This window comes from Pirellulales bacterium (assembly GCA_035499655.1).
Taxonomy (GTDB): domain Bacteria; phylum Planctomycetota; class Planctomycetia; order Pirellulales; family JADZDJ01; genus DATJYL01.
In genome coordinates this window covers 1-26,333 of record DATJYL010000153.1, presented here as the reverse complement: position 1 = coordinate 26,333, position 26,333 = coordinate 1, and the positions used below count along the sequence as shown (strand labels likewise).

Sequence of the window (26,333 nt, the reverse complement as noted above, 5' to 3'; positions counted from 1 at the left end):
TAGGCCCTGGTTCACCCAATAGCGCTGGCCAATCGCAGCAGCATGACAAATTCCACTTGACGGACTGTTCGCTTTACTGTACAAAAGTTCATAAATCAGACACTCACGGAGGCACGGGTCATGTTAGTGTTGTCCCGAAAACAAAGCGAGCGGATACGCCTGGGCAAAGATATTGTGGTCACCGTGGTGCGCGTGGCCGGCGACAAGGTGAGGCTGGGGATCGAAGCTCCTGCTGATATGCTTGTTCTGCGCGACGAATTGGAAACGAGCCTGTCGCCGGGGCACTCGAAGGATCCGGGCCATGAAATGGCCTTGTTGCAGTCTTTCAAAAATGAGCCGGCCAGCGAGTAACGGCCTCGGTTCCTGCAGTCCAATCCGCATTGACCTTCCGAAAGCCAATCCCTACTATCCTGCCGCTGGAATTGGCCGTTTCTAAAGCGAAATGCCGGTTTCGGAGGTCTCACGGGGGGGGTTCCTGGCTTTTTTTATCCGCCCGCCTGTGTCAAACAAGCTTCGCCTGTATGTGATGGTCGGTGCTGCCGCGGTCTTTGCGCTGGCAGTGCTGATGGCAGCAGCGTATTGGGCTTGTCAGCAAGGGCCTGCATTCTATCAGCAAGTATTGGCCGAAGGACCCGCTTCCGCGAAACACGCCAGCGACGCCTTGCTTCATGAAGCTGCCGCCCTGGCCAATAATCTTCGCCGGGCAGGCCAGTGGCATGCCTTGTTTACCGCCGACCAAATTAACGGTTGGCTGGCTTACGACGTGCTGCAAAATCATCCGCGCTTGTTTCCGCCCAGCATCAGCGAACCTCGGATATCGATTGAGAACAATCGCGCGCAGATCGCCTTTGTGTGGCACAAGCTAGGTTGGGCAGCGATCGTGTCGTTGGAAGCTGAGGTCTACTTGCGTGAAACGAACGTGGTGGCCGTCAGAATTTGCAAAGCCCGGGCCGGACTTCTGCCGTTGCCCCTGGGCGGGTTGGTGAACGATTTTATTACCGCCGGCCAGGAAGTTGGTTTACAAATCGACGTTGCTCAAATCGACGGCGACCCGCTGTTAACCATAACGATGCCCTGGGCCGACCATTCCAGTGATCAGTTCATGCAGCGTCTTGAATCTCTGGAAGTTAACGAGGGAGAAATCTACATGGCCGGACATTGCCAAAATGCCCAGGCCGTCGGTTCCGTGGCACAACAGCCCGCCGCAGCCCTGGAATCGTCGGATCAACAACCCGTCAGCCAGGAATCTTCAGCCCAGGAACCGTCCGGTCAGAAGACAGCGACGCCAGAGCCCACGGCCAATATCCAGCAGAATTCTTCCGCAGAAGTTCAAACCGAAAAACTGAATATCCATCGTTGAGGCTCGGTCGCGATTGGCTGAGACTTCTCCCCCGCGGGTCGTAAATGGGCTGTGCCTGTCAGTTGCTGGCCGCGAAGTTGGACGATGATTTCCGCCTGCGAATCGACCAGCGATTCGTACGTGCCGAAATCCCAACGGGAAACGCTCCCACGATTCTTTGAAACCGGCCCCTCGTATTCCAAATAATCGATCCGATGATCGGCCAGCGCATGGGCAATGATTTCGCGGCCCGCAGTCGGCTTTTCTCCCAGCGCCCAGGTTCGCAGGATAGCGCCTTGCTCCAGCATGAAATCGAAATGCGCGCCGCCGCGTTGCTGCCCGGAGAGTTCGTGAAGCAAAATTACAAAGCGTGCCATCCCATGCACCACTGACGTGCTAACCACTTATCGGCTGACCCCTCGCCAATTAGGGCAAAATAGTCGCTGTGGCAGAGTCGGTCAATGGCTGAGTCTGGTTTGCGCTGGTGACTTGAGCGGTCAATTGGGCGGGCCCAGCGCTGTTCGCCTTCAATTGCACGTCAAAGGGAATTGATTCCCCAATCCCCCCACGCATCTCAAGGATGGGCTCGAAGCGAACATTCGGCGCGTCGAAGGCCGATTCGCTGACTGGCGCGGTGGTGTGCACGTAGGTCATCGTATCGGGAATGGCGATCGAAAGCCGGACATTTTGTTCCGGATTAACACCGGCATTAGTGAGCGTGATGCGGAATGTCGCCGTGGAACCGACTTTCACGGGGTTGTTCAATGCCAGAACTTTTAACCGCAAATTGCTTTGTGGGTTCGCAGACGGCGGCGCCGGCTGAATTTCCAAGCAGGCGTCTTGGGCAAAACTGAGCTTGGACAGATCGGTCAAAGTAACTCGACCGCAGGCATGCGGCGACGCGGCAATGCAAGTACACTGGATTTGACTCGTCTGTTTTGCACCAGGTGGTATATTGTCAGCGCTAAACTGCACGCCGCCGTCGCTGGTGCGCTGGGCCCCTTGCGTCCCCTGCTCCACACGCAGCGACGGATCAAAATAAGTCACCCAACGAACTTGTTGGGCGGGAACCGTCGTGCCGGTGTTCTCCACCACAATGGTAAATAGCACCTGGTTCCCCACCGTATACACTTTTTGCGGCGTGGCGATGTTGAGCGACATGGCGGGCTGCTCCACCGTCGGCTCGCCGACCACGTTGACGCACACCTGTTTTTTCTCGTCGATGCCGCCAGGACCCAGTACTTCGACGACGTGGCATAATTGACCGGTGCGCACGACTCGAAATTTGATTCCGACTTTGGTCGATTGGCCGGGCGCTATGGTCGGCAAATCTTTTCTCTGGATGGGGTTGCTTTTCGTTGCGTGTTCCAAGCCTTGATCGTAGCGATCTGTGATAATCAAATTGGCGGCCGGCGCATTCCCTTGGTTGGCGATTTCAATGGTGTATTCGATATCCGTGCCCGGCTGTGCGGTCTCCGGACCAGTGACATTGAGCGAGATTTTCGGCGCAGGAGCGGGCTGTGCCGGCGGTGGCGCAACAGGCGGAGTTGTCGAAGGCGCTGCGGGCGGCAGCGTCGGAGGAGCGATCGAGGGAGGCGCTGCGGCCGGTGACGGAACAGGCGCTGGTGTTGCCGCCGCTGGGGCGGCAGCGCCGTCGCCGTCCTTGATGGCCCAGCTTACTTGCGTGGCCGCCGTGGCAATTGAAATCCGTTCTTGATCACTGGGAGTCGCACATTCGGAGCGAATTAGCTCCATCGAAATGCAAGTGGCCCCATTGGCGGCGGCTGCGGGAACAACTTCGACGGTCGATTTTCCATCGGCATCGGTGGCCACTTCGGTCGATTTGCTGCCATCGTGGCCAAATGTGGCTTCGGCTCCGCCGGTAATGCAGTATTTCACAATCCAATCCGAAACCGGCGCCTTGGTGGTGTGTCGCCGCACGCAAGTAGTTAACAAGGCATGCTCGCCCATTGGCACACAGGCGGGTTCGGGAAAAGTCCACTCGGCGTCGATCCAGCGAATGGTCGCCGATTTCTGCCGCACTTCCCAGGAATACACGTCCGGAGCATAAGCGGTGACGTAGCTGGTCCCCTCGCGAGCCGAGGTCACCGTTACCCAGGCATAGCCGCGCGGCATGACCATGTCGTCGTTGATTTGCGGCGTGCCACGGGTGAGAATGACGTTAATGGGCAGCGTCTCGGACCAAGCATAGCTATTGTCGATTTTGCGCGGCGTGCTGGAAAACAAATCTAAATAGAACGGACGATACGGCTCGTTGACTGAAACCAGCGAACCCACGCTGCTTTGGTCTAACATCCATTCGACTTTCTCGTACGGCTCCAATTGACCTTTGCCGTCGCACACGGCGGCAAACATCGGCACCTCGGTGCCAACTTGGGCTAGAATTCGGGCGGGGCTAATCACCAGCCCGGCCTGGTTCCAAAAATGCTTTTCGCCCGGATATTCCATGGTTTCCACTCCCGCCGAGCCAAACCAGTTGTGGCCCGTCGGTGCGGTTTGCTGGCCGAACGAGAATGGGCGGCCCATGAGAATAGCCAGCAAACCGAGCAGCGCGCGGAGCGACAGAGCACGAAAGCGGAAACGTATGACGTTCGAGTTTTGAGTTGCAAAATTCATTCGAATTTCGCCCGGCCTGCCGGATACGAGCTTCGAGCTTGGTTTTTCCCTGCGCCTCCATGCTCCGAGTGAGCCAATCAACTGCGCCGGTTCAGCAAACCTGTGCGCGCAGACAAACTATTCCTTCCTTCACTTGAAAGCCTAGCATGCGTTTTGGCAACGTGTGGCGAAAAGTCAACGCCGCCGTTGTTTTTTCGCACCACCGTGCGCGCAACTGATAACGTCGTTAGAATTGGCGGCCCGAAAACACCGCCTGTGGCGATTGCGCGGGCGAAGAGGCGGAAGGCCTGCGATTCGAACATGAACCTAGCGGATCGCCAGAGCAAGTCACGGTGGTCAACGGCAATCCCGGGCGAACATCAGACAGCCGGAAGCTTGGCTTCGTACGCCAGGCTATCGACAAAGTTTTTCATGGTGATGTAATCGCTTGGCTGGTACATATTGATGTTCTTTTTCACCTCGTCCTTGAGGGCATCGGTGGCCTTCTGAATCTGCATGTAGGTGTCGTACCCGATACCGCCGTGCGAAGTCTCCCGCTGAACGAACAAGTTATTGAGCTGGTCGCAATACTTTTTATAGCGCGGGTCTTGAAAAAAGATTGGCCAGTAAATTTGGCCGGTTACTGGATCTAACTGAGTGGAAGTCAGCCGCTTGGGCGCGAACATTTGGGCGTAGCGCCAGGAATCTTCGGAAGTCAGTCCCGGGCTTTGCTCCGCTTTTCGATAGGAAGTGTTCATCTTCCGCATTTCGAAATAGGTTTTTTCGTTTTTAATTTGGTTGTCCATATCCATGGAAGCGGCCTGCTCATAATTGATGCTCGCCTGGCTATTGTTCAAATTCCTATCGCCGGCGGCGCGCACCAGGTCGGCCATGCCCATGGCGTAACTTTGGCCCACGGTGCTGGCCGAATTGCCGTTGTAGTAAGGCGAATACAGATATTGAGCGTGGGCCATACAAACCATCGCCGCCAGTGCAAAACCCAGCGACAGGATTACAACGCGATTCATGCTCGAACTCCGCGGAAGCAATTGATATTGTAGGTACCTACGAGTGCGAACGCCGTCGCAGCGATGCGCCTGAAATATCTGGGCGGACCAAGACTGCTTGAAACTAGCCAGACCCGATCAAGCAGTCTAGCGAACGGTTTGCAAACGCGCCGGTTCTTCAATACTATAATGAAAGGCGTGTGCGAATCAACTCTGCAGGCAGTCGTGGCAGTTTTTGCCAGTTTCTTTCCTGACATTCGATCATTTTTTCGGAGTGGAATATGTATTTGCCTAGGGCGGTCGTGTTGTCTTCGGTGTTGACGATGGGCATGGCCATGGCCGCGACTGCAGACGATGCGCAACTCGCGAATTTGACGAAAACGCTGGCCAGTGGAGACTCGGCCGCGCAGCTGAAAGCCACCGACGACATCGTGGACTTGGGTCCGGCAGCCAAACCGACCGTACCGGCGCTCATCAAGGCCTTGAACACCGGCGACGCACCATTGCAATGGCATGCCGCTCGCGCTCTGAGTGCCATTGGACCCGCGGCAAAGGATGCCGTACCGGCGTTGACCGCCGCGCTGAAAAGCAACGACGCCATGGTGCGCGGTTACGCGGCCAATGCCTTGGAAGAAATTGGCGACGCCAGCCAACCGGCCGTGCCAGAGTTGGTTGCGCTGTTGAGCGACAAGAATGGCAACGTTCGTCGCAAAGCCATCGATGCATTGGTGGCGATGCATCTTAAATTCGACACGCTGGCGCCGATTTTGAAACAAGTGTTGGAGCAGAGCAACATGGATCCCGCTCTCGTCGTACCAGCTTTGAATGCGCTGGCCGATGCGGGGGACGACGGAATTAACGTATTGATCGGCGAACTGAAAAACGACAAAGCGGTCCATGCTGCATGTATCGGATTGGCCGACGCGGGACCCAAGGCTAAAGCGGCAGTGCCGGAACTGATTCGCGTGGTGCAAGAACAAGACAAGCATCCGGCCGTGCGGCGAGAAGCAATCATGGCGCTGGCCGCAATCGGTCCCGACTCCAAATCTGCGGGCCCGCAATTGGTAAAAGCCTTGTCTGATCAGCAATACGCGGTGCGATACGCGGCCGCACTTGCCGTCGGTCAAATTGGCATTAAGGACGCCGCGCCGCAGCTGGCCCAGCAACTGGACAGCGACGACCCCTTCTTGAAAATGATTTCCGCGTGGGCGCTGGCGAAAATCAATCCTGACGACAAAGCCGGTGTGCAGCGGGCGGTTTCGCTGTTGGTGACGGGATTGAAAGACCCCAACCAGCATGTGCGGGGAGCCGCCGCGCGGGGCTTGCTGGAACTGCACGCGCCGCAAGAGATGGTCATCTCGGCCATGAGCGATTTGTTGGCTGACAAAGACCCGGAGGTGCGGGGCAACGTGGTGGATGCGCTGTCCTCGCTGGGCGAGGCGGCGGTTCCTCGGCTCATCAAGGCTTTGCAGAACGACGACATGCAAGCGCTGGCCGTGGAAGTGCTGCGGCGATTGGGTCCCAAGGCGAAGGATGCCGTGCCGGCGCTGATTTTGGAGTTGAAAGACCCTGATCCGGAATATCGTCGGGAAGTGGAGTTCGCGCTGGCCGCCATTGGGCCGGCCGCCAAAACCGCCGTGCCGGCACTGATCGAGCACCTGGGCAGCGACGAGCCTCGCGTGCAGTACACGGCCTGTTATGCGCTGGGAAAAATTGGGCCGGACGCCGCCGATGCGGTTCCCAAATTGCGTGACAATATGAAAAGCGACGACAAATTTTTGAAAGTTGCCAGTGTTTGGGCGCTGTTGCACATCCAGCCGGCTGACAAAGCCCTGCAAAGCATGGCGGTGCCCCTGTTGGCGAAGGCCCTGGGAGATTCGGAGCACGAATTGGCCAGAGTTGAGTCGGCCAACGCGTTGGGCAGGATCGGCGCGGCGGCAAAATCGGCGATTCCTGACTTGCAAAAAGCGGCCGAGCAAGACGACTCGCCCAAAGTCCGTGCCGCGGCCGTGGAAGCTCTGAAGAAAATTCAAGCGGGAAGCAACAAATAACGAGCCAGGCCAGGGACTGGCATTGGCCCTTCGTCGTTCGACATTCATCCGCGATGCTTCGCTATGGTGGATTGGATCTATCTCGCCCTGCGGCCGCACTTTCATCTGGGCTGGAATCTGTTTTTGGCGCTGGTGCCCTTGGGATTGTCGTTGTGGCTGTTCCGAGAAACCCAGCAGCGCGGGAGATTGTGGTGGCCGTTGTTTGTCGCCTTCATTGTGTTTTTGCCGAATGCGGCCTACACGCTGACCGACATCATCCACTTCATCGACGAAATTCGTGATGAAGAGACCAAGCTGCCGGAATGGAGCGTGGCGTACATTGTGATTCCGAAATACGCGTTGTTCATATTTGTGGGGTTCCAGGCGCACGTGATTTCGCTGATTCGCTTTGGCGATTACTTGCGTTGGCGGCATCATCGAACTTGGATTGTTCCGGAGGAACTGGCCATGAATTTGCTGTGCGCGGTCGGCGTGTATTGGGGAAGGTATTTGCGGTTGAACAGTTGGGACATTGTCACCAAACCGCAGCGGTTGGCGCACCAGGCGATTGAATCGTTCATGGGAGAGAACTATGGCGTGCTGATGGTGCTGCGGTATTTTGTGGTCATCAGCGTGTTGTATTACGTGGTAAAGTTTGTCGATTTGGCCGTTTGGGAATACGTGCGCCACCGGCGAAAACCGCTGTTTGCGCCCGCGGCCACCGTGCATCCGGCGGACCGGATGGCCTTGCCGCCGGGGGAGTAACACCCGGTTGAATTGGCGCAGTGCCGGGCTGGCATTGGCCGGTTTCCAAATCGACCCAACGGAAATTGCCGGGAAGCCGCTTATCTTGGGGCCACGGCGTGTGCTACGCTTGCTAACCGGGCGAGTATGGGAATTCAACGTATTGCCTGTAACGATAATAACGGCCCGCGGCAAGCTGCCGCGGTAACCACAAAGCTCAACCTGGCAGCGGCTGCGACCATCTTGGGGATGGCGCCCCGGCGCCACTTTATATTTCGCGGTGAAGGAAAGACCATGAACACAAAAATCGTATGGGCATTCGTCGGCGTGACCATGCTGGGAGTCGTGTGGTGGAGCAGCGGCAGAATCGTCTCCGGACAAGACAACAAAAGCAGCAGCGACGAGTGGAAGCAAGCGAAAATTGCCTACGCTCAAGCGGTGTTGCAGGTTGTTCAGGCCGACTTGGCCAAGGCCCGAGAAGCCAATTCCAAGGCGCCGGAAACCATTCCCAGTTCCGTGGTCCGGGGATTGGAAAACGACGTGGCGGTGGCGAAAGCGCGTGTCGCCGTGATGCAGGGGACCACTCCGCCGGGAGGCGACAACCCATACATGATTGCCGCCAAAGATGCGCTGGCCTTCGCGCAGGAAAACTTGCAACAAGCGCAAAGCGTGAATACACGCGTCCCGGGGGCGATTAGCAAGGTGGAAATTGATCGACGGCAGGCCGATGTCGATTTGGCCCAAGCGCGGTTGGCGGCGGCGGCGCTATTGGACAAAGTTTCTCCGCAAGACGCCGAGGAATGGGTCCTGCTGCAAATGCAGGAGCAGTTGCACGATTTGGGCTTCCGCGTCGGCTTGTTGCAGTATCGGAATTGAGTGTCGGGTGTCTGGGTGTCTGGGGTTCTTGGTGTCTGGTCGCCTGGTGTCTGGGTTTTGGTCGCCTGGGGTTTCGTGGGTCGCGCTGCGAATTCGTTCATCGATCGGCGCGCTGGTTTGCTTTTCATCTCCGCTGTTGCGGGGAATTCTTTGTTCACTGACGCAGTGAACTATTGCCGGGATGTGCGGTTGACCTGCGGTTTGGCGAAGATTTATAATCCGGCAGGATTTGCGGGCCACCGCCGTTGAAGTGCCCACCTTTTTTCGCCCCTAGAGAGAGTGAGGTTTGAACATGGCCACTGCCACCGCATCGACACCCTCTGGAATAAAACAAGACATTACCCGGTGCGTGGGGAACACGCCGTTGGTGAAACTGCGACACATTACCGCGGGCTGCGGGGCCACGATCGCCGCGAAAATGGAAAACCTGAATCCACTGTGGAGTGTAAAAGACCGCATCGGCCGGGCAATGATCGACGCCGCCGAGCGCGACGGAAAAATCAACAAAGATACGGTCGTCATCGAGCCGACCAGCGGCAACACGGGCATTGGGCTGGCCTACGTGTGCGCGGCCCGGGGTTACAAACTGATGGTCACCATGCCCGAAAGCATGAGCTTGGAGCGGCGCCGCATGCTGAAGGCTTTGGGCGCGGAATTGGTGCTCACGCCGGCGGCGGAAGGGATGCCCGGCGCGGTTCGCAAGGCGGAAGAACTGTGCGCCCAAAATAAAAACTACTTCATGCCGCAGCAGTTCAAAAATCCGGCGAATCCGGAAGTCCACCGCAAAACCACGGCCGAAGAAATTTGGAAAGACACCGACGGGCAAGTCGACATTGTGGTGAGTGGCGTGGGGACCGGCGGCACGATTACCGGCGTGGGCGAAGTGCTGAAGAAACGCAAGCCCGGCGTGAAAATGATCGCCGTCGAGCCGGTGAACAGTCCTGTGATTACGCAGCGGCGGAAAGGTGAGCCGCTAAAACCGGGCCGGCACACGATTCAAGGCATCGGCGCCGGGTTCATCCCGGACGTGCTGAATGTGGACATCGTCGACGACGTGGTGCAAGTGCAGGACGAAGACGCGATGGAAACCGCTCGCCAACTGGCCAAGCAAGAGGGGCTGATGGTGGGCATCAGCTCCGGCGCTGCCGCCTGGGCCGCTTTGCAACTGGCCAAGAAACCGGAGAATAAAGGCAAGCTGATCGTGGTCGTGCTGCCCGATTTGGGCGAGCGGTATTTGTCGACGAAGTTGTTTCCGGAATGAGTTGACAAGGGACGAGGATCGAGGGGTGCGGAGAAATATGAGAATACCCGCTCCGCTACAGCGTCGCGGCTAAACCGCAACCGGATGGAGAACGCAGTAAAAAACGCGGCCCCGGGTCGTTGACCCGGGGCTAAATAAAATAAGCAGTGGATGGGACATTACTCCTCATTCCCGCGGAGTTTGGCGAGGACCGAATAATCTTCCAGTGTGGTGGTGTCGCCGGTGGATTCTTTGCCGGCGGCGATGTCGCGCAGCAGGCGGCGCATGATTTTGCCCGAACGGGTTTTGGGAAGCGTGGCGGTGAAGCGGATGTCGTCGGGCACGGCCAGCGCGCCGATTTCCTTGCGGACGTGCTGCTTGAGCTCTTCGCGCAACGATTCGCCGGGCATGCCGCTTTTGAGGACGACGAAGACGGCCACGGCGTCGCCTTTGAGTTCGTGCGGGCGGCCAACAGCGGCGGCTTCGGCCACGGCGGGATGGCTGACCAGGGCACTTTCGATTTCGATGGTGCTGAGCCGGTGGCCGGCCACGTTCAGCACGTCGTCAATGCGGCCCATGATCCAGTAGTAACCGTCGGCATCGCAGCGGGCGTTGTCGCCGGCGAGATACCTGTGGGGCACTTTGGACCAATACTGCTCCTGATAACGCGCATCGTCGCCCCAAATGCCGCGGAGCATGCCGGGCCACGGTTGTTTCATCACCAGCCAGCCGCCATGTCCGGGGGGGACCGATTTGCCGGCGGAATCGACAATATCGGGGATGATGCCGGGCAGGGGCTTGGTGCAACTGCCGGGCTTGGTGGCAATGGCCCCGGGGAGCGGGCTCATCATGATGCCGCCAGTTTCGGTTTGCCACCAGGTGTCGACAATGGGGCAGCGCTGGCGGCCGATTTTGTTGTGATACCACATCCAAGCTTCGGGATTGATGCCTTCGCCCACCGTGCCCAAGAGTCGGAGGCTGGAGAGATCGCACTTATCGACCCAGTGATCGCCCCATTTGATGAAGGCGCGGATGGCCGTCGGCGCCGTGTAGAACACGGTGATGCGGTAGTTTTCGATGAGCCGCCAGAAGCGGCCTTCGTCGGGCCAGTTGGGCGCGCCCTCGTACATAAACACCGTGGCTCCGGCCGAGAGCGGGCCATACACAACGTAACTGTGACCGGTGACCCAGCCGCAATCGGCGGTGCACCAAAAGACGTCGTCGGGGCGGTAATCGAAGACCCACTCGAACGTTTTTTTGGCGAACAGATTGTAACCGGCGGTCGTGTGTTTGATGCCCTTGGGTTTGCCAGTGCTGCCGCTGGTGTACAGAATGAACAGCGGGGCTTCGCTGTCGAGCGGCGTGGCGGGGCAATCGGCGGAAGCGTTTTCCATGAGGTCTTGCCACCAGTGGTCGCGCCCGGGCTGCATGTGAACGGGGATTCCCACGCGCCGCAGCACGATGCAGTTTTTCACCGTGGGGGATTTGGCCAGGGCGGCATCGACATTGGCTTTGAGCGGGAGTTGCTGGCCGCGGCGCCAGCCAGCATCGGCCGTGATGATGAGTTTCGCCTGGGCGTCGTTGTTGCGGTCGGCGATGGCTTCGCTGGAGAAGCCGCCGAAGATGACCGAGTGCACCACGCCAATGCGGGCGCAGGCCAACATGGCGATGGCCAGTTCCGGCGTCATGGGCATGTAAATCGACGCGACATCGCCGGGTTTGAGGCCGAGTTTTTTTAAGCAGTTGGCGAATTTGCACACTTCGTGATGCAGTTCTTGGTAGGTGAGCGTGCGCTGCTCGCCGGGCTCCCCTTCCCATATCAGAGCCGCTTTATTGCGCGTGGCAGAGTTGAGATGCGCGTCGAGGCAGTTGTACGAAGCGTTAGTTTTGCCGCCGACAAACCAATGAGCGAACGGCTCGTTCCACTGCAGCACTTTGGTGAAGGGCTGGAACCAGTGAAGTTCGCTCGCCAGGCTGCCCCAGAATTTTTCGATGTCGGCGGCGGCTTCGTACCACAGTGTTTCGTATTCGGCCAGCGATTTAATGCGGGCTTTTGCGGCAAATTCCGGCGGTGGCGGGAAAAGCCTCGCTTCGTGCATGACGGTGTCGAGCTGGCCGGATTGAGCAGTGCCCGAATGCGCCTTGGTTTGCTGAGCCATAAGAGAACTCCCCGCGCCGAATGGAAAAGAAAAATCGCTGTGAATGGCGATTTTAGAGTTTGGCGCGCGGGCGGTCAAACCGCTGGGGAACTAAGCCCGCTTTGCCCATACCCGGAGCGCGACCAACGGTCGCGGCTTTATGCAAAGAGATTACTTCAGCGTGACGGTGGGCGGGTCGTTGAAATCGGCGTCGAGGGCGGCGCACTGGTCGACGGTTGTTTCGCCGGATTGAATCCAGAGCTGGTAGTCGACGTTGAGCGGCTTTTCCGGATCGTTCAGATCGGCGACGAAGTAATTGCCGATGCGGCCGTATTCGCGCTCACTGCCGCGCGACGGCTTGGGGTTTTTGTCGTTGTCCAAATACGCCACCGTGTAACGCTTGCCGGCGACGACGAAACTCATGGCGTCCCAGGGCATGTTCACCGTGCGGGCATCGGGCGGATTGCCCTTGGCCTCCCAATTACGGGTTTCGTCGCCTTGATTGCCCTTGCCTTTGTGGACGGTCAGCGGGCCTTTGCCATCGGGGCGCAAGAAATACGTTTGGTCATTCGTTTCTTTCATGACTTCCAGGTTGGCCCGGAAATGGAAACCGGCGTGCTGCGGGTCGCCATCTAAATGCACGGGGGGTAAAACGGCATTCAACCGGGAAGCGAATTGCAGCAGCGTGCCGCCAGGGACGGCGTAAACGGTGACTTCGCGCTGTTCTTTGGCGAAGGTGGCGTTGGGAGCGCCGGGTGTCGCCGGGTAATGGTTGATGCCGTCGGCGCGGCTGGGCTCGGCCACCCAACTGATCTCCATCAGTTGACGGCCTAGCACGGGCCCGGCTTCGCTGGCCAGGAAGGCGGAATGTTCCTGAAAGGCGGCCGGGCAATGCCAAATGTCGACTTTTTTGCCGCCGTCGTACGTGACGTGACGAAAGCCGTAAAACACGCCGTGATGATGGGGCCAATCGTTGGGCTGGCCTTCGGGTCCTTTGGTCAGCAGTTGCGTGCCGGTGTCGGGATCGAACACGTGATGGTACGGTTTGAACGTCGCCATGCGGGCGTCGTCGGACGATTCGTCGAGCGGATGATACATGTAGCGCAGCACGGGGCGATTGCCGAAGGTTAAATCGTCATGGTCGCCGGGCGTGTCGTGCCATTGGAATTGTGTAGGTGCTTTGCCGCCCAATCCCAGGTGTTCCATAATTTCCGCCGTGAAATCGGCGGTTTGGCCGGCTTTCAAATTCGGCAGAATGAAATGCAATTCGCGCGCGACTTCGCCAGATTTGCCGGCGGCCGGCGTGGCCAATAAACTGGGAGCCGTCACTTGGCCGAAGAGCGAATTGCCGGCGCTATCGGTCAGTGTGGCCCAGGCGGCGTTTTTGAGAGTCGGATCGATCGTGATTTCGACACAGACGGGCGTGTTCACACGGTCATGCTGGCCGGCGGCGACCGAAAAGGCGAGCGAATTTTGGGCGGCGCGAAGTTCGGCGGCCGCCGCAAGCAGCACGACGGCGGCCATCAGCCAGCTGGCGAAAAACATGGCCCGACTCGCGGGAAAACAACATCGCATGGCAACTTCAACTCCACAAAAACAGACCGGAAATAGTTCCGGCAACTTGTTCCCCCCCGAAAACGTCAACGCTTGGCATTAGCATAACCGGCCGAGCGATGGTTCTCAACGGCCGGTGCGCTGTGTCGGTGAGGGCACCGGAGTTGGCACTAAGCCGATTGCGGCTGCAGTTCGCCTGTGGAATATAGGCGCAATTTGGAGCGGCACCTTTCTTTCAGAATTGGCAAGGCTTATGCTGGTTTACGGTTGGCAGCGGTTGGGGAAAGAAATGCCAACGCGTGACTTTTGCAGCACCATTAAAAACCGAGCGAGGAGCCGAAAGATGAAATCCATTTCGCGACAGGTGATGTTGGCCGCCGTGGCCAGTCTGGCGATTTTGTTTTCGAACCGATTGATTTGGGGCGCAGACGAGGGCGCCACGGCGACCGCACCGCCGAAGAACACGGCCACCGCGCCGGCGATTCACACGGGAACGCAAGGCCGAATCGACAAGATTTCGGAACGGGCCAAGCAGGGGGACGTGGATTTGTTGTTCGTGGGAGATTCGATTACGCAGGGGTGGGAAACGCGGGGCAAGGATGTGTGGGACAAATACTACGGCAATCGCAAGGCAATGAACGACGGCATCAGCGGCGACCGCACGCAACATGTGCTGTGGCGGCATGACCAGGGGAACATTGACGGGATTCATCCGAAACTGGCCGTGATCATGATCGGCACCAACAACTCCAACGGCAAAGATAATACGGCCGAGGAAATTGCCGACGGCGTAACCGCCATTGTGCATCAACTGCGGGAGAAATTGCCCGACACGAAATTGCTGCTGTTGGGCATTTTTCCTCGCGGCCCCAACACCGACGAACAATTGGAAGCCGTGGCGAAGACACAATTGAAAGCCGCGGCGGCCAAGAAGGGAGCCGATACGATCGATGAAAGCGAAGTGCCGGCCAAAATTGCCGCCGTGAAAGAAGCGACCAAAGTGCAGCGGCAGAAAATTGCGGACGCCAACGCCATGATTTCCAAGCTGGCCGACGACAAAATGATTTTCTACATGGACATTGGCGATAAGTTTTTGCAGCCCGACGGCACGATTCCCGACGACGTGATGCCGGACCATTTGCACCCCAACGCCAAAGGGTACGAAATTTGGGCCGCCGCAATTGAGCCCAAGGTGGCGGAGTTGATGGGGGAGAAAAAATAAGTCGAGATTTTGACAGAAACTGCTGATCGCAGGAGCTTGTCATGCGATTTCTCATTATCGGCACCGCGCTAGTCGTTGCTCTTGGCATTGTGATTGGTCTATGGGCTGGCGCCAATTTGCCATCCACTAGAGTTAATGCGTTTTTTACAGGAACGCAATCGGGTAAATGACTTTTTGCTAAACCAGGCCAAGGAACCTTTGCCGGGCGTTTCGTTTGCGGGCCCCCTACAAAAAAATGTTTTCGACGAATTCAAGAGCGATGGCGAAGAATCGAAAGATATGGATGAGGCTTTTCGAAATGCCATTTACCGAGAGGATTACCACACATTCACAACGATTGAATGGATGGTCGATCTGGGCGAAGAAGCGTTGGCTGTAGATAAGCAAGGCAATTCCGACACCATGTGTGCCATGGTGCTGTTGAATCATTATTTTGGCGGATTGAGCCAATTCGGCTTCCGCAACAATGGCAGAACGATCTCGGTGTCTACGACAAAAGTGCAAAGCGCATCGGATACGTGGTACCGGGAGGGAAACTATCGCATCATTGTTCACGGCTCCGTTTTTGTCGCCTTAGCTTCGCATATGGCGATTGTCCGTTTGAATATCGATGAAAATTTTCCAAAGCAATAAGAGCTATAATTGAAGCATGACAAACAATTTGCCAGTTCAGTCGGATCCAGATATTCTCGGCGGCACGCCGGTGTTCGTTGGCACGCGGGTGCCGGCGCATATTTTGTTGGACTATTTGGAGGCCGGTGACTCGCTCGACGAATTCCTGCAAGATTTCCCCAGCGTGACTCGCCAACAAGCGGTTGCGGCTTTGGAATACGCCAAACAATCTTTAGTGGGCAATGCGCGTTCTGCTTGACGAATGCGTACCGCGCCGCCTAGCCGTGCATTTGGTCGGGCACGAAGTGCATACCGTGCCCGAAATGGGCTGGACAGGAAAGAAAAACGGTGAGTTGTTGGAGTTGATGTCAAATCAAGGGATGGAAATTTTTCTAACGACCGATCAAAATCTTCGCTATCAGCAGAATTTACAGACGGCGGGAGTGGCGATTGTTGTGTTGGCCGCAGTGAGCAATCGTTTGGCCGATTTGATTCCGCTCGTGCCCGCAACCTTAAACGCCTTGACGACGATTAAACCAGGCGAGATTTTAGAAATCCGATCCTGACTGGAATTTTCTCCCCGCAACCGCCCCATGCACGCTCACTCCAATAAAGTTGCGCAGGTTACGCTGGCGTTTTGGGTAATGAAAATTTGCGCCACGACGCTGGGTGAAACGGCGGGTGATTTGATTTCGATGACGCTGAACGTGGGCTACGCGCTGAGTTCGGCGATTTTGATCGGGCTGTTTTTTGTTTCGGTGACGGCTCAGTTGGCATCCAAGCGATTTATTCCCGCGCTGTATTGGACGGTAATTCTCACAACCAGCATGGCCGGCACGACCATGTCGGACTGCATGGATCGCACGCTGGGGTTGGGCTACGCCAAGGGCTCGTTGATTCTGATTTGCTGCTTGGCCACCGTGCTGGCCATTTGGCGGTTGAGCGAAAAATCGCTGTCGGTCAGCAACATTCGCACGACCAGGGCGGAAATGTTTTATTGGGTGGCGATTTTGTTTTCCAACACGCTGGGCACGGCCCTGGGTGATTTTTTAGCCGACGATTCCGGCCTGGGTTTTTTGGGCGGGGCAGCACTCATCGGCGGGCTGATCGCTTTGGTCGCGCTGCTGGCATACTTCACCCAACTCAGCCGCGTGCTGCTGTTTTGGATCGCCTTTGTGCTCACTCGTCCCTTCGGCGCCACGTTTGGCGATTTACTCACCAAAACACATGCCCAAGGTGGATTGGAACTGGGCACGATTGGCGCAAGCATTGTATTGGCTGCGATTCTGGTTGGGATGATTGTTTACACGAGCGTGACTCACTCGCGCCAGCCAGCAACGACCGGATTGGACACCGACGGTCTCAATCTTTCGACAGAGTAGCGTCCGGCGATCGTACATTTTCTCCACGAGGTGCGATTTTTCACACATTCTTCCCTGCCAGCCAGCCGGTGCTGAAGGCGGCTTGGAAGTTGTAGCCGCCGATGGGGCCGTCGAGATCGAGCACTTCACCGGCGAAAAACAGGCCGGGAACCAGTTTGCTTTGCAGCGTGCTGGAATCGATTTCACCCAGCGCGACGCCGCCGGCGGTCACTTCTGCTTTTCCGAAGCCGCGGGTGCCGGTGACGGGGATTGGCAGTTGCTTGAGAGCGCGGATCAGCGTTGCACGGTTGGCGTTGCTCAGTTCGCCGGCTTTTTTATCGGGGGGCAGACTGGCTTCGCGCAGTAGAACTTCGGCCAAGCGGCGGGGCAACAATTCCGGCACCAGCGAGAGAAGTTGCTTTTTGCCTTCGGCGGCGGCCTGCTGCCGAAGCTGCGAATCTAATTCGGCGGTTTTGATGTTCGGCAGAAAATCGCACTCCAGATGCAGCGCCTGCGGATGCGGATGACCGCTGATGTGACGGCTGATGTCGAGCACGACCGGGCCGGACAAACCAAAGTGCGTGAATAGCAGTGAGCCGCGGCGGGTGTCGAGGATTTTTTGTTTAGGGTTGGATTGATTTGTCTCTGGCTCCAGCAAGCGTAGCACCACGTCGGGAATGGTGATGCCGGAGAGTTCGCGCACCCAGGGGGCTGAAGTGGTAATGGGGACCAAGGCCGGGCGGGGTGGCACGATGGTGTGACCAAAAGTCGCGGCCCAGCGGTAACCGTCGCCGGTGGTTCCGCTGCCGGGATACGATTGGCCGCCGGTGGTGATGATCAGGCGTTCAGCGGTGAGAGTTCGTTTGTCGGTCGTCAGCCGAAAGCCAACTAGTCCGCTAGCCGAATCTTCGATTCGCGCTAAGCCGACAAGCGACTCTTCCAGTGCCAGCTCGCAACCGCTGCGGTGCAAGCGGTCTAGAAAAGCCCGGAGCACGTCGGCCGCTTTGTTGCTCACGGGAAAAATTTTGCCGGTTTCTTCGATTTTGGTGGGCACGCCTTCGTCTTCGACGAGGGCCACCAAATCTTGTGGGCTGAGTGCCGCCAAGGCCGAGTGGAGAAATCGACCGGGCGGACCGTAAGCGGCGACAATGCCGCGGGCGTCGGTATTTTGGGTGAGATTGCAGCGCGTGCCGCCGGACATGAGAATTTTGACGCCGGGCCGGAAGTTGCGCTCCAGCAGCAGGGTTTTGAGACCGCGCGAAGCCGCACGTTCGGCCGCCACCAAGCCGGCAGCGCCGGCGCCGATGACCAGGACCTGCCAGTGGGAATTTGCGGCGGCGGAAATGGGGCACCTCAACGTGGGCGGAAAATTCTATACTGGTGCGCGGACGAACGGCATTGAACAGAGGGCTGCAAGCCGCGCCAAATTTTGAGCAACCATCTTACCGTGCCGCGGCCGGAAGCGAATATCACATGAAAAAACGCCGTGTGGTGGTCAATGACCAGATGCAGAAAAATTACGTCTACTATTGCACGGAGCCGGTGGGGAAGAATTTTCATCCCGATTTCCGCCCGCAACTGACGCCGCAGCAAATGCTGGAGTTTGGCGTGTTTGGCGGGAAGTACATGACCGATTGCACCGGGGAATTTCCGGACCAGTGGTTCGATCGGGCCAAGTTGTGCCCGAAGCGGCACGATGCGGCGCTGAATTATTTTGGCGTGAATGCCTCGCAGCCGCTGGCGGTGTGGCGGCGCAACGGATGGATTTACCACGAAGACCCACGCGGCTGGTTCCAATGGTACTGCCGGTATTACATGGGCCGTCGCTGCCTGGACGACGAGCGGCAAATTAAGCGTTGGCGGGCCATCCGGCGGCACGCGGCGCAAATTCAAGCGCATTGCCGGCGGGGAGATTTGAAATGCCGGCGACGGCAACGGCAGGCGCTGCTGCACTGGGCATATGATTCAAGAAAGATTTGAGGCGGATATTTTGAAGGCCGCGACGACTCGATTGATATTGAGCGCCTGGGGTGACCAACTCAATTATTTGCCGGCTAAATTCCGCAGGCCGAGCCCGAAGATGATGCGCAAAGCGGCCCAGGCTTCGGCGCGGTTGATTTTGGATTGTCCGCGCTCGCGGTCGGCAAACAGGATGGGCGTTTCGCCGAATGTGGCCCCGCGGCGGCGGAGCAGCCAGAGGACTTCTTCCTGGAAGGAGTAACCGCGGGAGCGGATTTGATCGAAGGGCAATTCTTTCAGTTTCGCCACGCGGTAGCAGCGGTAACCGCCGCTGATGTCGCGGGGCTTAAGCCACAACAACCAGCGGGCGTATAAATTGACGGCGCGGCTCATCAGTTTGCGTTTGAGGGGCCAGCCGACAGTGCCGCCGCCGGGAACGTAGCGGGAACCGATCATGACGTCGACGGGTGCAGCACCCTCACCTCGCCACGGCGAGTCGCCTGGGGAGACCCGGCCATCTCCCAAAGGGCGAGGGGGAAGGTCGTCCCGACCCTCTCCCAAAGGGAGAGGTTGATTGTTTCCTTCCATGCCGGCGAGCATGGCGGGGAGATAGCGCGGGTGATGGCTGAAATCGGCATCCATGTTCAGGACGTAATCGTAGCCGTGGTCGATGGCATACTGCATGCCGACGATAATGGCCGTGCCCAGGCCCAATTTGCCACTGCGATGCAGGCAGTGAAGGCGGCGACCGGCGGCGGTTTGCTGGTCGCACCATTGGCCGGTGCCGTCGGGCGAGTTGTCGTCGATCACCAGAATGTCGACTTGGGGAGCGAAGGCGAAAATCTCGTCGACAAGCCGCGGCAGATTTTCAATTTCGTTCAGCGTGCAGGTCATCACCAGCGTTTTGGTGGTGGTCGTCCCTGGTTCCGGCTCACTGGACCGTGGGTCCGGTAGTTTTGCAGGCTGCGATATATTCATGGTCTTGCTGCACGGCCAAAGACTATGTGGGCTGTATAACACAGCCTAGCACCGGAATCCGGTGGGCGTCGAGCAGGCGTTTGGCGTCGGCGGCGGCCGCGGCGGAGGTGGCGCCCAATTCCACGTAAAGCATGGCGGCGGCGGCCAAGGGGAAGAGATCGCTGGTGCAAAGGGCCGACGTTTTGGTAGCGGCGGAATTGCTTGTTGATGTAGATTTACACGCCGGGCCGGCGGCGACCAGCAGCAAATCGAACTGTCGCGACAACTCGGACCACGATTCTTTAAGCCGCTGCGGTGACACGGCCTGGAGATATTCCGAGCCGCGGCAGAGCAGTTTGATTTGCGGATGCAAGGTGGATTGGATGGCGGCCTGCCAGGTGGAGCGGTTATTCAACACGTGGTTTAAGCCGAGGTGCGTGTCGAATCCAAGGGTTTGTGCCAGGCGGCAATCGGCATCGGTGGCTTCGACGAGCAGAATTCGCGAATTTGAGTGGCCGCGGGCGGCGTTCAGTTTGTCGAGGATGGCCGCGGCCAGGGGCCAGAGCCAAGAAGCGTTTCCCGTTTCGCGGCCGGCGTCGACGAGCAGCAGCGTGGGATGCTGCGTTAAATTAAGCTTGGCCAGCAATTGGTCGCGCAATTCGCGAAATTCAGGCCGGATGTTGAGCGGGGGCTGTGACTGTTGCGGCGGTTCAAGCGACGATGGTAATGCGGGAATTCCGCCGGGCCAATTTGCCGGGCTGACAGCCGGGGTGGGAGCCGGCGGGGCAGGAACTTCGAGGGAAGCGTCTGGCAGGGCAGGTTCTGGAGCGGCGGGGACCGATGGTGTTGTGTTTTTGGGGGCGGTCGCTTCGGCTTGCAACCGGACAACCTCGGCTTGCAATCGTTCAACTTCGGCGGCGTGCAAACGGAACACTTCAGCCTGCCATTCAATCACTTCCGGCGCTGGAGATGGCGGAGGGACCTCAGCAGGCGGCGACGGATATACGGTGGATGGAGCCGGGGCGATATGGCTCAAGTCGATTTCCGCAAGGTCGTAATCGGACGCCGTGAGATTGGCCAGATTGGCCGTGACCATGTTTTGCAATTGTTCCAGGTGCAGCCAGTCGACATGGGAGCCGGGTTGGAAATCGGCGGTGAACGCGGCAATGGTTTCCACGGCCAGCGGTTTGACCGTGGAGGGTTGTTCGACGGGCATCACCCGTTCTGCCGGCGGCAAAGCGGGGGAGGACGACGCCGGCTCGGAATGGGTGATCTCGGGCTGCTGGTGTTCGGGAGGGAGGGACTCGGCCTGTGCGGGCTGGGCCCAATTGGCCACAAGCGGGAGCGGATCGGTGAGGTTGAACTCGGCCAAGGCGGGCAACGGCGAAAGTTGCTCCGCAAGGAGCGGTTCAATCTGATCCGGCAAGGGTGCGAGGGGGACGGCGAGATTTGCTTTGGACTGGTCGAAAGCCAGTTCCAGCGGAGCGACGATTTCGTCAAGCGGGTCGATTTCTTCCAAGGGGAAGATTTCCTGTGGACTGCCGACGGCGACGGGGGGCGAGGCAGCGGGCTCTAGAATTGCGGCCGTTGCATTGGGCTGATCGGCCACTGGTTCGGGCTGAATATCGATTAGCCCAGGCGTTGGATCGATTGAGGCCGGTTCCGGCTGACTGACCGGATTTAACGGTCGCGTTTCGATCCGCGTCAGCGATTTTAGGATTAAGCTCATGAGGCGGGGAGTCGGATAGCGAACGCTAGCCGCGGCGCAATTGGGCGAACAGTTGGCGATATTCCTGGCGGCGAACGCGGATAGGCTGCTTGGGTTGGGGCGGCTTCAATCTCGGCGGTTCTTCGATGACGATTAAATTATCGTCGTGGATAGGCCCGGTTTGGTATGGCGTGACGGCGGCGGGCGGCATCGTTTGTTCAGCGCTGGTATTTTCGATTGCGGCGGCATCGTCCGTGACTTGCGTAGCGGTGGGGGGCGCGGAGGAGAGTGGCGCTGGCTGCGCGGGAACGCCGCCGGGCCAGGTGGACGGTGCAAGGGCCATCGCGGGCTTTTCCTGGGACAATTTTTCCACGACGGAATGGGCCGCTTTCAGAAGCGCGGCCAACGAGCGGCTTTCGGCGCTGCGGACCAATGGGCGATGGGCCAAGGCGTCGGCCTGCAACGACGTGTAGCGGTCGATCACCACTTCTTCCTCGGCGAAATCGCCGTGGAATGGATTTGACCCGTGCGGGAACACCAATTCCACTTCGGGCCCGATGCTGCCGGCGGGATGAAAATCGTCGTGGAACTCGCGGGGCGGGGCGATCGTTTCCCGTAAAGCTTCCAGCGGATTGGCTTGCTGAGCTGCTTGTGCATTGGCCTGATCGGCAGGGGCGCGGAACGGCACGGCGGGAGGAAGTTCGTCGGCCAGTTCATCATCGAGGCTGCCGAACTCGACGACGCTGTTTTCGTTCACCGGCGCCGGCGCGCCCGGCGCTGCGTTCCAGGGCGTTGGCAATTGTTGCAAATCGGCCCAGGCTTCTTCGACGCCTGGGGCAGTGATTTGCTCCACTCCGCCGGCAAAGGCCAGCAGCAGAACATGATCGCACACCTGGTTGATCAGCCGCGGAATGCCGCCGGTGGCATGGGCCACCGCTTCCAGCGCATCGGAAGTGAAAATGCGATCGGGCTGGCCGCCGACTTGCAGAACTTGATGGCGAACGTATTCGATGGTTTGCTGCCGGTCGAGCGTTTCCAAGTAGCAGCGGGCCGCAACGCGCTGATTGAACGATTCCATTTTCGGATGGGCGAAGCGATCTTCCAATTGCGGGCCGCCGGCCAACACCAGCCGCACCCGGGGCTGACCGCCGCGCACCAGATTGGTGATCAGGCGCAACTCTTCCAACAGCCGCATGGGCAGCGTGTGGGCTTCGTCGACGATGAGCAGCAGCGGGGGGGCAGAGAGCGAGGAGGGGACGGCGCCAGCGTCCTGCTGCGCGGCATCGGCCGATTTTGCACGGGGGGAAAGATGATCGACCAGCGCGAGCCGCAAGTCGCCTTCTTCCATTCCGCGAAACGGCAAGCCGAGTTCGAATAAGATGGCCTGCAGCATGGCACGGCGCGTGCAAAGTTGTCCGCTGGCCAACAGCGCTACCTGCATCGAACGGCGGAATTGCTCCGCCAGCACCTGGCACAACAATGTCTTGCCTGTTCCGGACGGTCCGATGAGCAAGCCGACGCCTTCGGCGCGGTCGATGCAGCGGGCCAGGTTTTCGCGAGCGGCCTCGCTGGACTCGCTGCGAAAATAGCGCTTGGCTAACGCCGCAGCGGCGAACGGACGCTCATTGAAACCGAAAAACGATTCGTACATTGAAAGCGTTGTAGGAAGGATCGCGGGTTAAACTAAATCAATGACCAATGTCAAAGCACCAATGACCAATATGAAGCAGCAACACTCATTGGTCATTGGGATTTGGACATTCGTCATTGCTGCATGCGCTGTTAGATAGCTTCGGCGTTTGGCAGCGCGGCGGATTAAGCCGAACAGCGGGCGGTGCTAGCACCAGAACTTTTGCGAGCAAGCAGCCAGCGGATTGGCTAAGAAATGTGTGAAGAATTGCCGGTCGGAGATCGACATTGCCGCCAGCACGGCCGCCAGCACCAAGAGGCACAATTCGGCGGCGATTAGCGTGCGGCCGATCCAGCGCGGTTCGGACGGCGGATGTTGCGAGGTCCGGGCCAGGGAATTTTGCGGCAAGAAGCCGAGAATGGTCAGGGCCAGCCGCTGGCGCACTTCTGAGGCCGTGCGAAACACCGCCTCCGACACTTGCGCCCGGCGGGCCACCAAAGCCGCGACGCCGATGGCCAGCACGCCACACCACCAGATTGCCAGGCGCGGATCGGCGCCGACCATCGGCGGGCGGGACTCAATCGCAGGCGCGGGTTTGGGCACGGTGAGCGTGGCCAGGTAATTGGCCGGAATTTGGGCTTTCCGTTGCCAGGCGGTGCTTTCGGTATTCAGGGCCTGATAACAAACGTCCTGCTGCGATTGCAAGCGCGTGGTCAATTCGTGATATTGCTCGGCGGTGTTTTGCCAGACGGGGAGCAATTGTGCAAAGACACTGGAGGCCGATGGAAGATGGGACGCCCGGCGCGCGTCGGAGGCAGGCGGTGCATTCGCCGTAGCGTTTTGCTCAGGCTGTGGCGCGGCGGAGGTGGCCAGTGGTGCGGATTCCGCTTGCGAGGCGGGAATTTCCTTGGGGACTGTCTCGAGCTGGCGTTCGAGTTCCGACAACGAAAGATCGAGTTGCCGCACGCTGGGGTGTGTGGGAAGCAGCGTATCTAACAGAGCCACGCGCTGTTTTCGATATTGAACGATTTGGTTTTCCAAGTCCTGCCAGCGCGGATTGATGGCCATTTGCGGCGCGGCAGCCGCAGGCGCCGGTTGCGGCGCGGGCAATGATTGATTTTCTTCGGCCGGCGCGGTTTTTTGATCGGCGGCGGTTTGGGCCGCGTGCAGCAAATCGTCGAAATGCTGATCCAGCAAATCTTGTAGCTCGATTTCCGTGGCCTGATATTGATCGACGGCATTTTGCGTGGCGCGATAAGCGGCCAGCCCATTTTTGTTGGCAGCCGCGATAGCGGTTTTGATTTCCGGCGGGACGGGAAGCGGCTGAACTTCGTCGGGCTCGACTTCCTCGGTTTGGCTGCCATTGGTCGGCGATGCGCCCGCACTGTTCGCCGACTGCTGTGCGCCCGAGGCTTGGACTGCGCTCGCCGGCGACATGGCGAAGCCGTGGCAGATGAAGCCGACGCTTATTAGCGCCAACAAAAACACAGCCAGCGCAAGGGCCAGAAACACGTACAGGCGGCGCCAGGCGGTTTTAGTGATTGTGGACATAGCAGGCGGCTGGCGGTAGACGGTAGGCAGTGTGCGGTAAGCGGAAGGCGGACGGAAAAAGGCAGAAAGCTGAAGGCAGAAACGGGATGATGGCGTATATCGATTCGTATCGGCGGGGCAATCCAGACAGCATGAAACGGTTTTGAGCGGATGGCGTTGTAACGCCGCACGCCCGACCGGCACAGTCGGGCTATGTATTGGGCAGTCGGCACACCATGGGTGCTAGCGTATAATTGGGGACGGTTATTTTTTGAGCGCGATGCCGTGTGAAAATTATGCTTGGTGTGCCGATGAGCCGGTTGCCGTTTCAAATCAAAATTTGCGGGGTGACAACGCCTCAAGATGCGGAGGCCGTTGTTGAAGCCGGCGCAGATGCAATTGGATTGAATTTTTATTCGGGCAGTAAACGATGCGTGTCTCTTCAGCAAGCATGGGAAATCGCCCATGCCATTCCTTCCCACGTGCAGAAAGTAGGTGTATTCGTAAATCCTCTGGGAGAAGATGTAGATGATGCGATGACTGCTGCTGCGCTTGACATGGTGCAATTTCATGGCAAAGAGTCACCGGAGTTTTTAGCTGCGTTCGGTAAGACTCACACAATTCCAATGATTAAGGCACTGCGTTGGGAACAAGATGGCAGATTGATGGATAATTACCTGAAACATTGCGTTGAATTGGGATGCAAACAAAGTTGGGTATTGATTGATTCATGGGATAATGATCTCTTTGGTGGAACCGGGATTCCACTCAAATGGGATACCATTGCGATGTGGCAAAAACACGGCGATACTCTTTCGCGTTGGCAACAATTACGGCCGCGAGTTAATCCAGCCTCAGCAGTGTCGATCATTTTGGCTGGGGGGCTTTCGCCCAAGAACGTGGCTACCGCAATACAAACGGCTCGGCCCATCGCCGTTGATACCGCCAGCGGTGTGGAAAGCGCCCCGGGCAAAAAAGACCCGGCCAAAGTGAAAGCGTTTATCGACGAGGCGAAACGTGCTTTCGACGAAGTCGCTAAGCCATAAGTGGATTAGGAACTGTTCGTGCGACTACCGCGCTTGCGAAAATCGCCGGCGGTGCTTAGAATGGGTGGTTCAAGAAATTCCGGAAGCGCTTGCACTGTAAAGAGTTAGCGCGGTTTTTTAAATGATTCAATTCAGGAGTTCACCGTGGCCACTGCCGTTGAGAAAAAATTGCCGTACAAAGTTACCGATCTCGCCCTGGCCGATTGGGGCCGCAAGGAAATTATGCTGGCCGAGCAGGAAATGCCCGGCCTGATGGCGCTGCGGAAAAAATACGGCAAGAGCAAGCCCTTGGCCGGAGCCCGCATTGCCGGCTGTCTGCACATGACCATTCAAACGGCGGTGCTGATCGAAACGCTGGAAGAGCTGGGCGCGAAAGTAACCTGGAGCAGTTGCAACATTTTCTCCACGCAAGACCACGCGGCGGCGGCCATCGCCAAAAAGGGAACTTGCCCGGTGTTCGCTTGGAAAGGCGAAACGAACGAGGAGTTCGATTGGTGCATTGAGCAAACATTGTTCTTCCCCGACGGCCAGCCGCTGAATTTGATTTTGGACGACGGCGGCGACCTCACGGCGATGGTGCATCAAAAATATCCGGAGCTGCTGTCGGGCATTAAGGGGCTGAGCGAAGAGACTACGACCGGCGTGCATCGGCTGTACCAAATGCACGAACGGGGCGAGCTGAAAGTGCCCGCCATCAACGTGAACGATTCGGTCACCAAGAGCAAGTTCGACAACCTGTACGGCTGCCGCGAATCGCTGGTGGA

At 58.2% G+C, this 26,333-nt stretch carries 24 protein-coding genes; 14 read left to right on the top strand and 10 right to left on the bottom strand.

Annotated elements, in window-relative coordinates; all coding sequences use genetic code 11:
- Positions 1-120: 120 nt before the first annotated feature.
- Together VMJ32_11160 and VMJ32_11155 are read left to right on the top strand one after the other, a co-directional pair.
- Positions 121-351, top strand: coding sequence for a carbon storage regulator (locus VMJ32_11160; protein HTQ39581.1), 231 nt, complete (start codon positions 121-123; stop codon positions 349-351).
- A gap of 148 nt (positions 352-499) precedes the next feature.
- The gene (locus tag VMJ32_11155) at positions 500-1,360 is read left to right on the top strand and encodes a hypothetical protein (protein ID HTQ39580.1); all 861 of its coding nucleotides are present in this window, start codon (positions 500-502) and stop codon (positions 1,358-1,360) included.
- On the opposite strand, the gene VMJ32_11150 is transcribed toward VMJ32_11155, so the two are convergent.
- From VMJ32_11150 to VMJ32_11140, 3 genes are all read right to left on the bottom strand, one after another.
- Positions 1,330-1,716 carry a DNA polymerase ligase N-terminal domain-containing protein gene (locus tag VMJ32_11150; GenBank protein ID HTQ39579.1) on the bottom strand — a complete coding sequence of 129 codons (387 nt, stop codon included), beginning with the start codon at positions 1,714-1,716 and terminating at the stop codon, positions 1,330-1,332. The genes VMJ32_11155 and VMJ32_11150 overlap by 31 nt on opposite strands.
- A 49-nt stretch (positions 1,717-1,765) precedes the next feature.
- Positions 1,766-3,976 carry a hypothetical protein gene (locus VMJ32_11145; protein ID HTQ39578.1) on the bottom strand — a complete coding sequence of 737 codons (2,211 nt, stop codon included), beginning with the start codon at positions 3,974-3,976 and terminating at the stop codon, positions 1,766-1,768.
- Between the two features lie 359 nt (positions 3,977-4,335).
- Positions 4,336-4,983 (bottom strand): hypothetical protein, encoded by a 648-nt coding sequence (locus tag VMJ32_11140; protein HTQ39577.1) that lies wholly within the window; start codon positions 4,981-4,983, stop codon positions 4,336-4,338.
- Between the two features lie 260 nt (positions 4,984-5,243).
- Here VMJ32_11140 and VMJ32_11135 point away from each other — a divergent pair, with 260 nt between their 5' ends.
- The 4 genes from VMJ32_11135 (at position 5,244) to cysK (ending at position 9,873) form a co-directional block, all read left to right on the top strand.
- On the top strand, positions 5,244-7,013 hold the full coding sequence (locus VMJ32_11135; GenBank protein ID HTQ39576.1) for a HEAT repeat domain-containing protein: 1,770 nt from the start codon (positions 5,244-5,246) through the stop codon (positions 7,011-7,013).
- A gap of 63 nt (positions 7,014-7,076) precedes the next feature.
- Complete coding sequence (locus tag VMJ32_11130) at positions 7,077-7,757, top strand: DUF1361 domain-containing protein (GenBank protein ID HTQ39575.1); 681 nt, start codon at positions 7,077-7,079, stop codon at positions 7,755-7,757.
- Between the two features lie 273 nt (positions 7,758-8,030).
- Positions 8,031-8,612, top strand: a complete 582-nt coding sequence (locus tag VMJ32_11125) for a hypothetical protein (GenBank protein HTQ39574.1) — start codon at positions 8,031-8,033, stop codon at positions 8,610-8,612.
- A 292-nt stretch (positions 8,613-8,904) separates the two neighbouring features.
- The gene (gene cysK / locus VMJ32_11120) at positions 8,905-9,873 is read left to right on the top strand and encodes a cysteine synthase A (protein ID HTQ39573.1); all 969 of its coding nucleotides are present in this window, start codon (positions 8,905-8,907) and stop codon (positions 9,871-9,873) included.
- A 158-nt stretch (positions 9,874-10,031) separates the two neighbouring features.
- On the opposite strand, the gene acs is transcribed toward cysK, so the two are convergent.
- Positions 10,032-12,011: an acetate--CoA ligase gene (gene acs / locus VMJ32_11115; GenBank protein ID HTQ39572.1), complete on the bottom strand. Its 1,980-nt coding sequence runs from the start codon at positions 12,009-12,011 to the stop codon at positions 10,032-10,034.
- Positions 12,012-12,161: 150 nt separating this feature from the next.
- Entirely contained in the window at positions 12,162-13,535 is a 1,374-nt protein-coding gene (locus VMJ32_11110) for a DUF6807 family protein (GenBank protein ID HTQ39571.1), read from the bottom strand.
- A gap of 352 nt (positions 13,536-13,887) precedes the next feature.
- Here VMJ32_11110 and VMJ32_11105 point away from each other — a divergent pair, with 352 nt between their 5' ends.
- The 5 genes from VMJ32_11105 to VMJ32_11085 all read left to right on the top strand — a co-directional run bounded on the left by VMJ32_11105 (position 13,888) and on the right by VMJ32_11085 (position 16,760).
- Complete coding sequence (locus VMJ32_11105) at positions 13,888-14,766, top strand: GDSL-type esterase/lipase family protein (protein ID HTQ39570.1); 879 nt, start codon at positions 13,888-13,890, stop codon at positions 14,764-14,766.
- Between the two features lie 93 nt (positions 14,767-14,859).
- Positions 14,860-15,399 carry a hypothetical protein gene (locus VMJ32_11100; GenBank protein ID HTQ39569.1) on the top strand — a complete coding sequence of 180 codons (540 nt, stop codon included), beginning with the start codon at positions 14,860-14,862 and terminating at the stop codon, positions 15,397-15,399.
- Positions 15,400-15,415: 16 nt separating this feature from the next.
- Positions 15,416-15,637, top strand: coding sequence for a DUF433 domain-containing protein (locus tag VMJ32_11095; protein HTQ39568.1), 222 nt, complete (start codon positions 15,416-15,418; stop codon positions 15,635-15,637).
- The gene (locus VMJ32_11090; protein ID HTQ39567.1) at positions 15,621-15,944 is read left to right on the top strand and encodes a DUF5615 family PIN-like protein; all 324 of its coding nucleotides are present in this window, start codon (positions 15,621-15,623) and stop codon (positions 15,942-15,944) included. Before VMJ32_11095 ends, VMJ32_11090 begins: the two co-directional genes overlap by 17 nt.
- 27 nt (positions 15,945-15,971) lie before the next feature.
- Positions 15,972-16,760, top strand: coding sequence for a hypothetical protein (locus tag VMJ32_11085; GenBank protein ID HTQ39566.1), 789 nt, complete (start codon positions 15,972-15,974; stop codon positions 16,758-16,760).
- A gap of 40 nt (positions 16,761-16,800) precedes the next feature.
- On the opposite strand, the gene VMJ32_11080 is transcribed toward VMJ32_11085, so the two are convergent.
- A complete protein-coding gene (locus tag VMJ32_11080; protein ID HTQ39565.1) occupies positions 16,801-18,096 on the bottom strand; it encodes an NAD(P)/FAD-dependent oxidoreductase in 1,296 nt (431 codons plus the stop codon).
- Between the two features lie 116 nt (positions 18,097-18,212).
- On the opposite strand from VMJ32_11080, the gene VMJ32_11075 reads away from it, so the two are divergent.
- Positions 18,213-18,719: a hypothetical protein gene (locus tag VMJ32_11075; protein ID HTQ39564.1), complete on the top strand. Its 507-nt coding sequence runs from the start codon at positions 18,213-18,215 to the stop codon at positions 18,717-18,719.
- A 63-nt stretch (positions 18,720-18,782) separates the two neighbouring features.
- Here the strand turns inward: VMJ32_11075 and VMJ32_11070 are convergent, their stop codons facing one another.
- From VMJ32_11070 to VMJ32_11055, 4 genes are all read right to left on the bottom strand, one after another.
- Positions 18,783-19,676, bottom strand: coding sequence for a polyprenol monophosphomannose synthase (locus VMJ32_11070; protein ID HTQ39563.1), 894 nt, complete (start codon positions 19,674-19,676; stop codon positions 18,783-18,785).
- Between the two features lie 22 nt (positions 19,677-19,698).
- Complete coding sequence (locus VMJ32_11065) at positions 19,699-21,384, bottom strand: hypothetical protein (GenBank protein ID HTQ39562.1); 1,686 nt, start codon at positions 21,382-21,384, stop codon at positions 19,699-19,701.
- 25 nt (positions 21,385-21,409) lie between these two features.
- Positions 21,410-23,014, bottom strand: a complete 1,605-nt coding sequence (locus tag VMJ32_11060) for an AAA family ATPase (GenBank protein ID HTQ39561.1) — start codon at positions 23,012-23,014, stop codon at positions 21,410-21,412.
- 186 nt (positions 23,015-23,200) lie between these two features.
- Positions 23,201-24,544, bottom strand: a complete 1,344-nt coding sequence (locus tag VMJ32_11055) for a hypothetical protein (GenBank protein HTQ39560.1) — start codon at positions 24,542-24,544, stop codon at positions 23,201-23,203.
- A gap of 275 nt (positions 24,545-24,819) precedes the next feature.
- Here VMJ32_11055 and VMJ32_11050 point away from each other — a divergent pair, with 275 nt between their 5' ends.
- Together VMJ32_11050 and VMJ32_11045 are read left to right on the top strand one after the other, a co-directional pair.
- Positions 24,820-25,569: a phosphoribosylanthranilate isomerase gene (locus tag VMJ32_11050; GenBank protein ID HTQ39559.1), complete on the top strand. Its 750-nt coding sequence runs from the start codon at positions 24,820-24,822 to the stop codon at positions 25,567-25,569.
- 222 nt (positions 25,570-25,791) lie between these two features.
- On the top strand, positions 25,792-26,333 hold a 542-nt coding region (locus VMJ32_11045; protein ID HTQ39558.1), incomplete at its 3' end, for an adenosylhomocysteinase.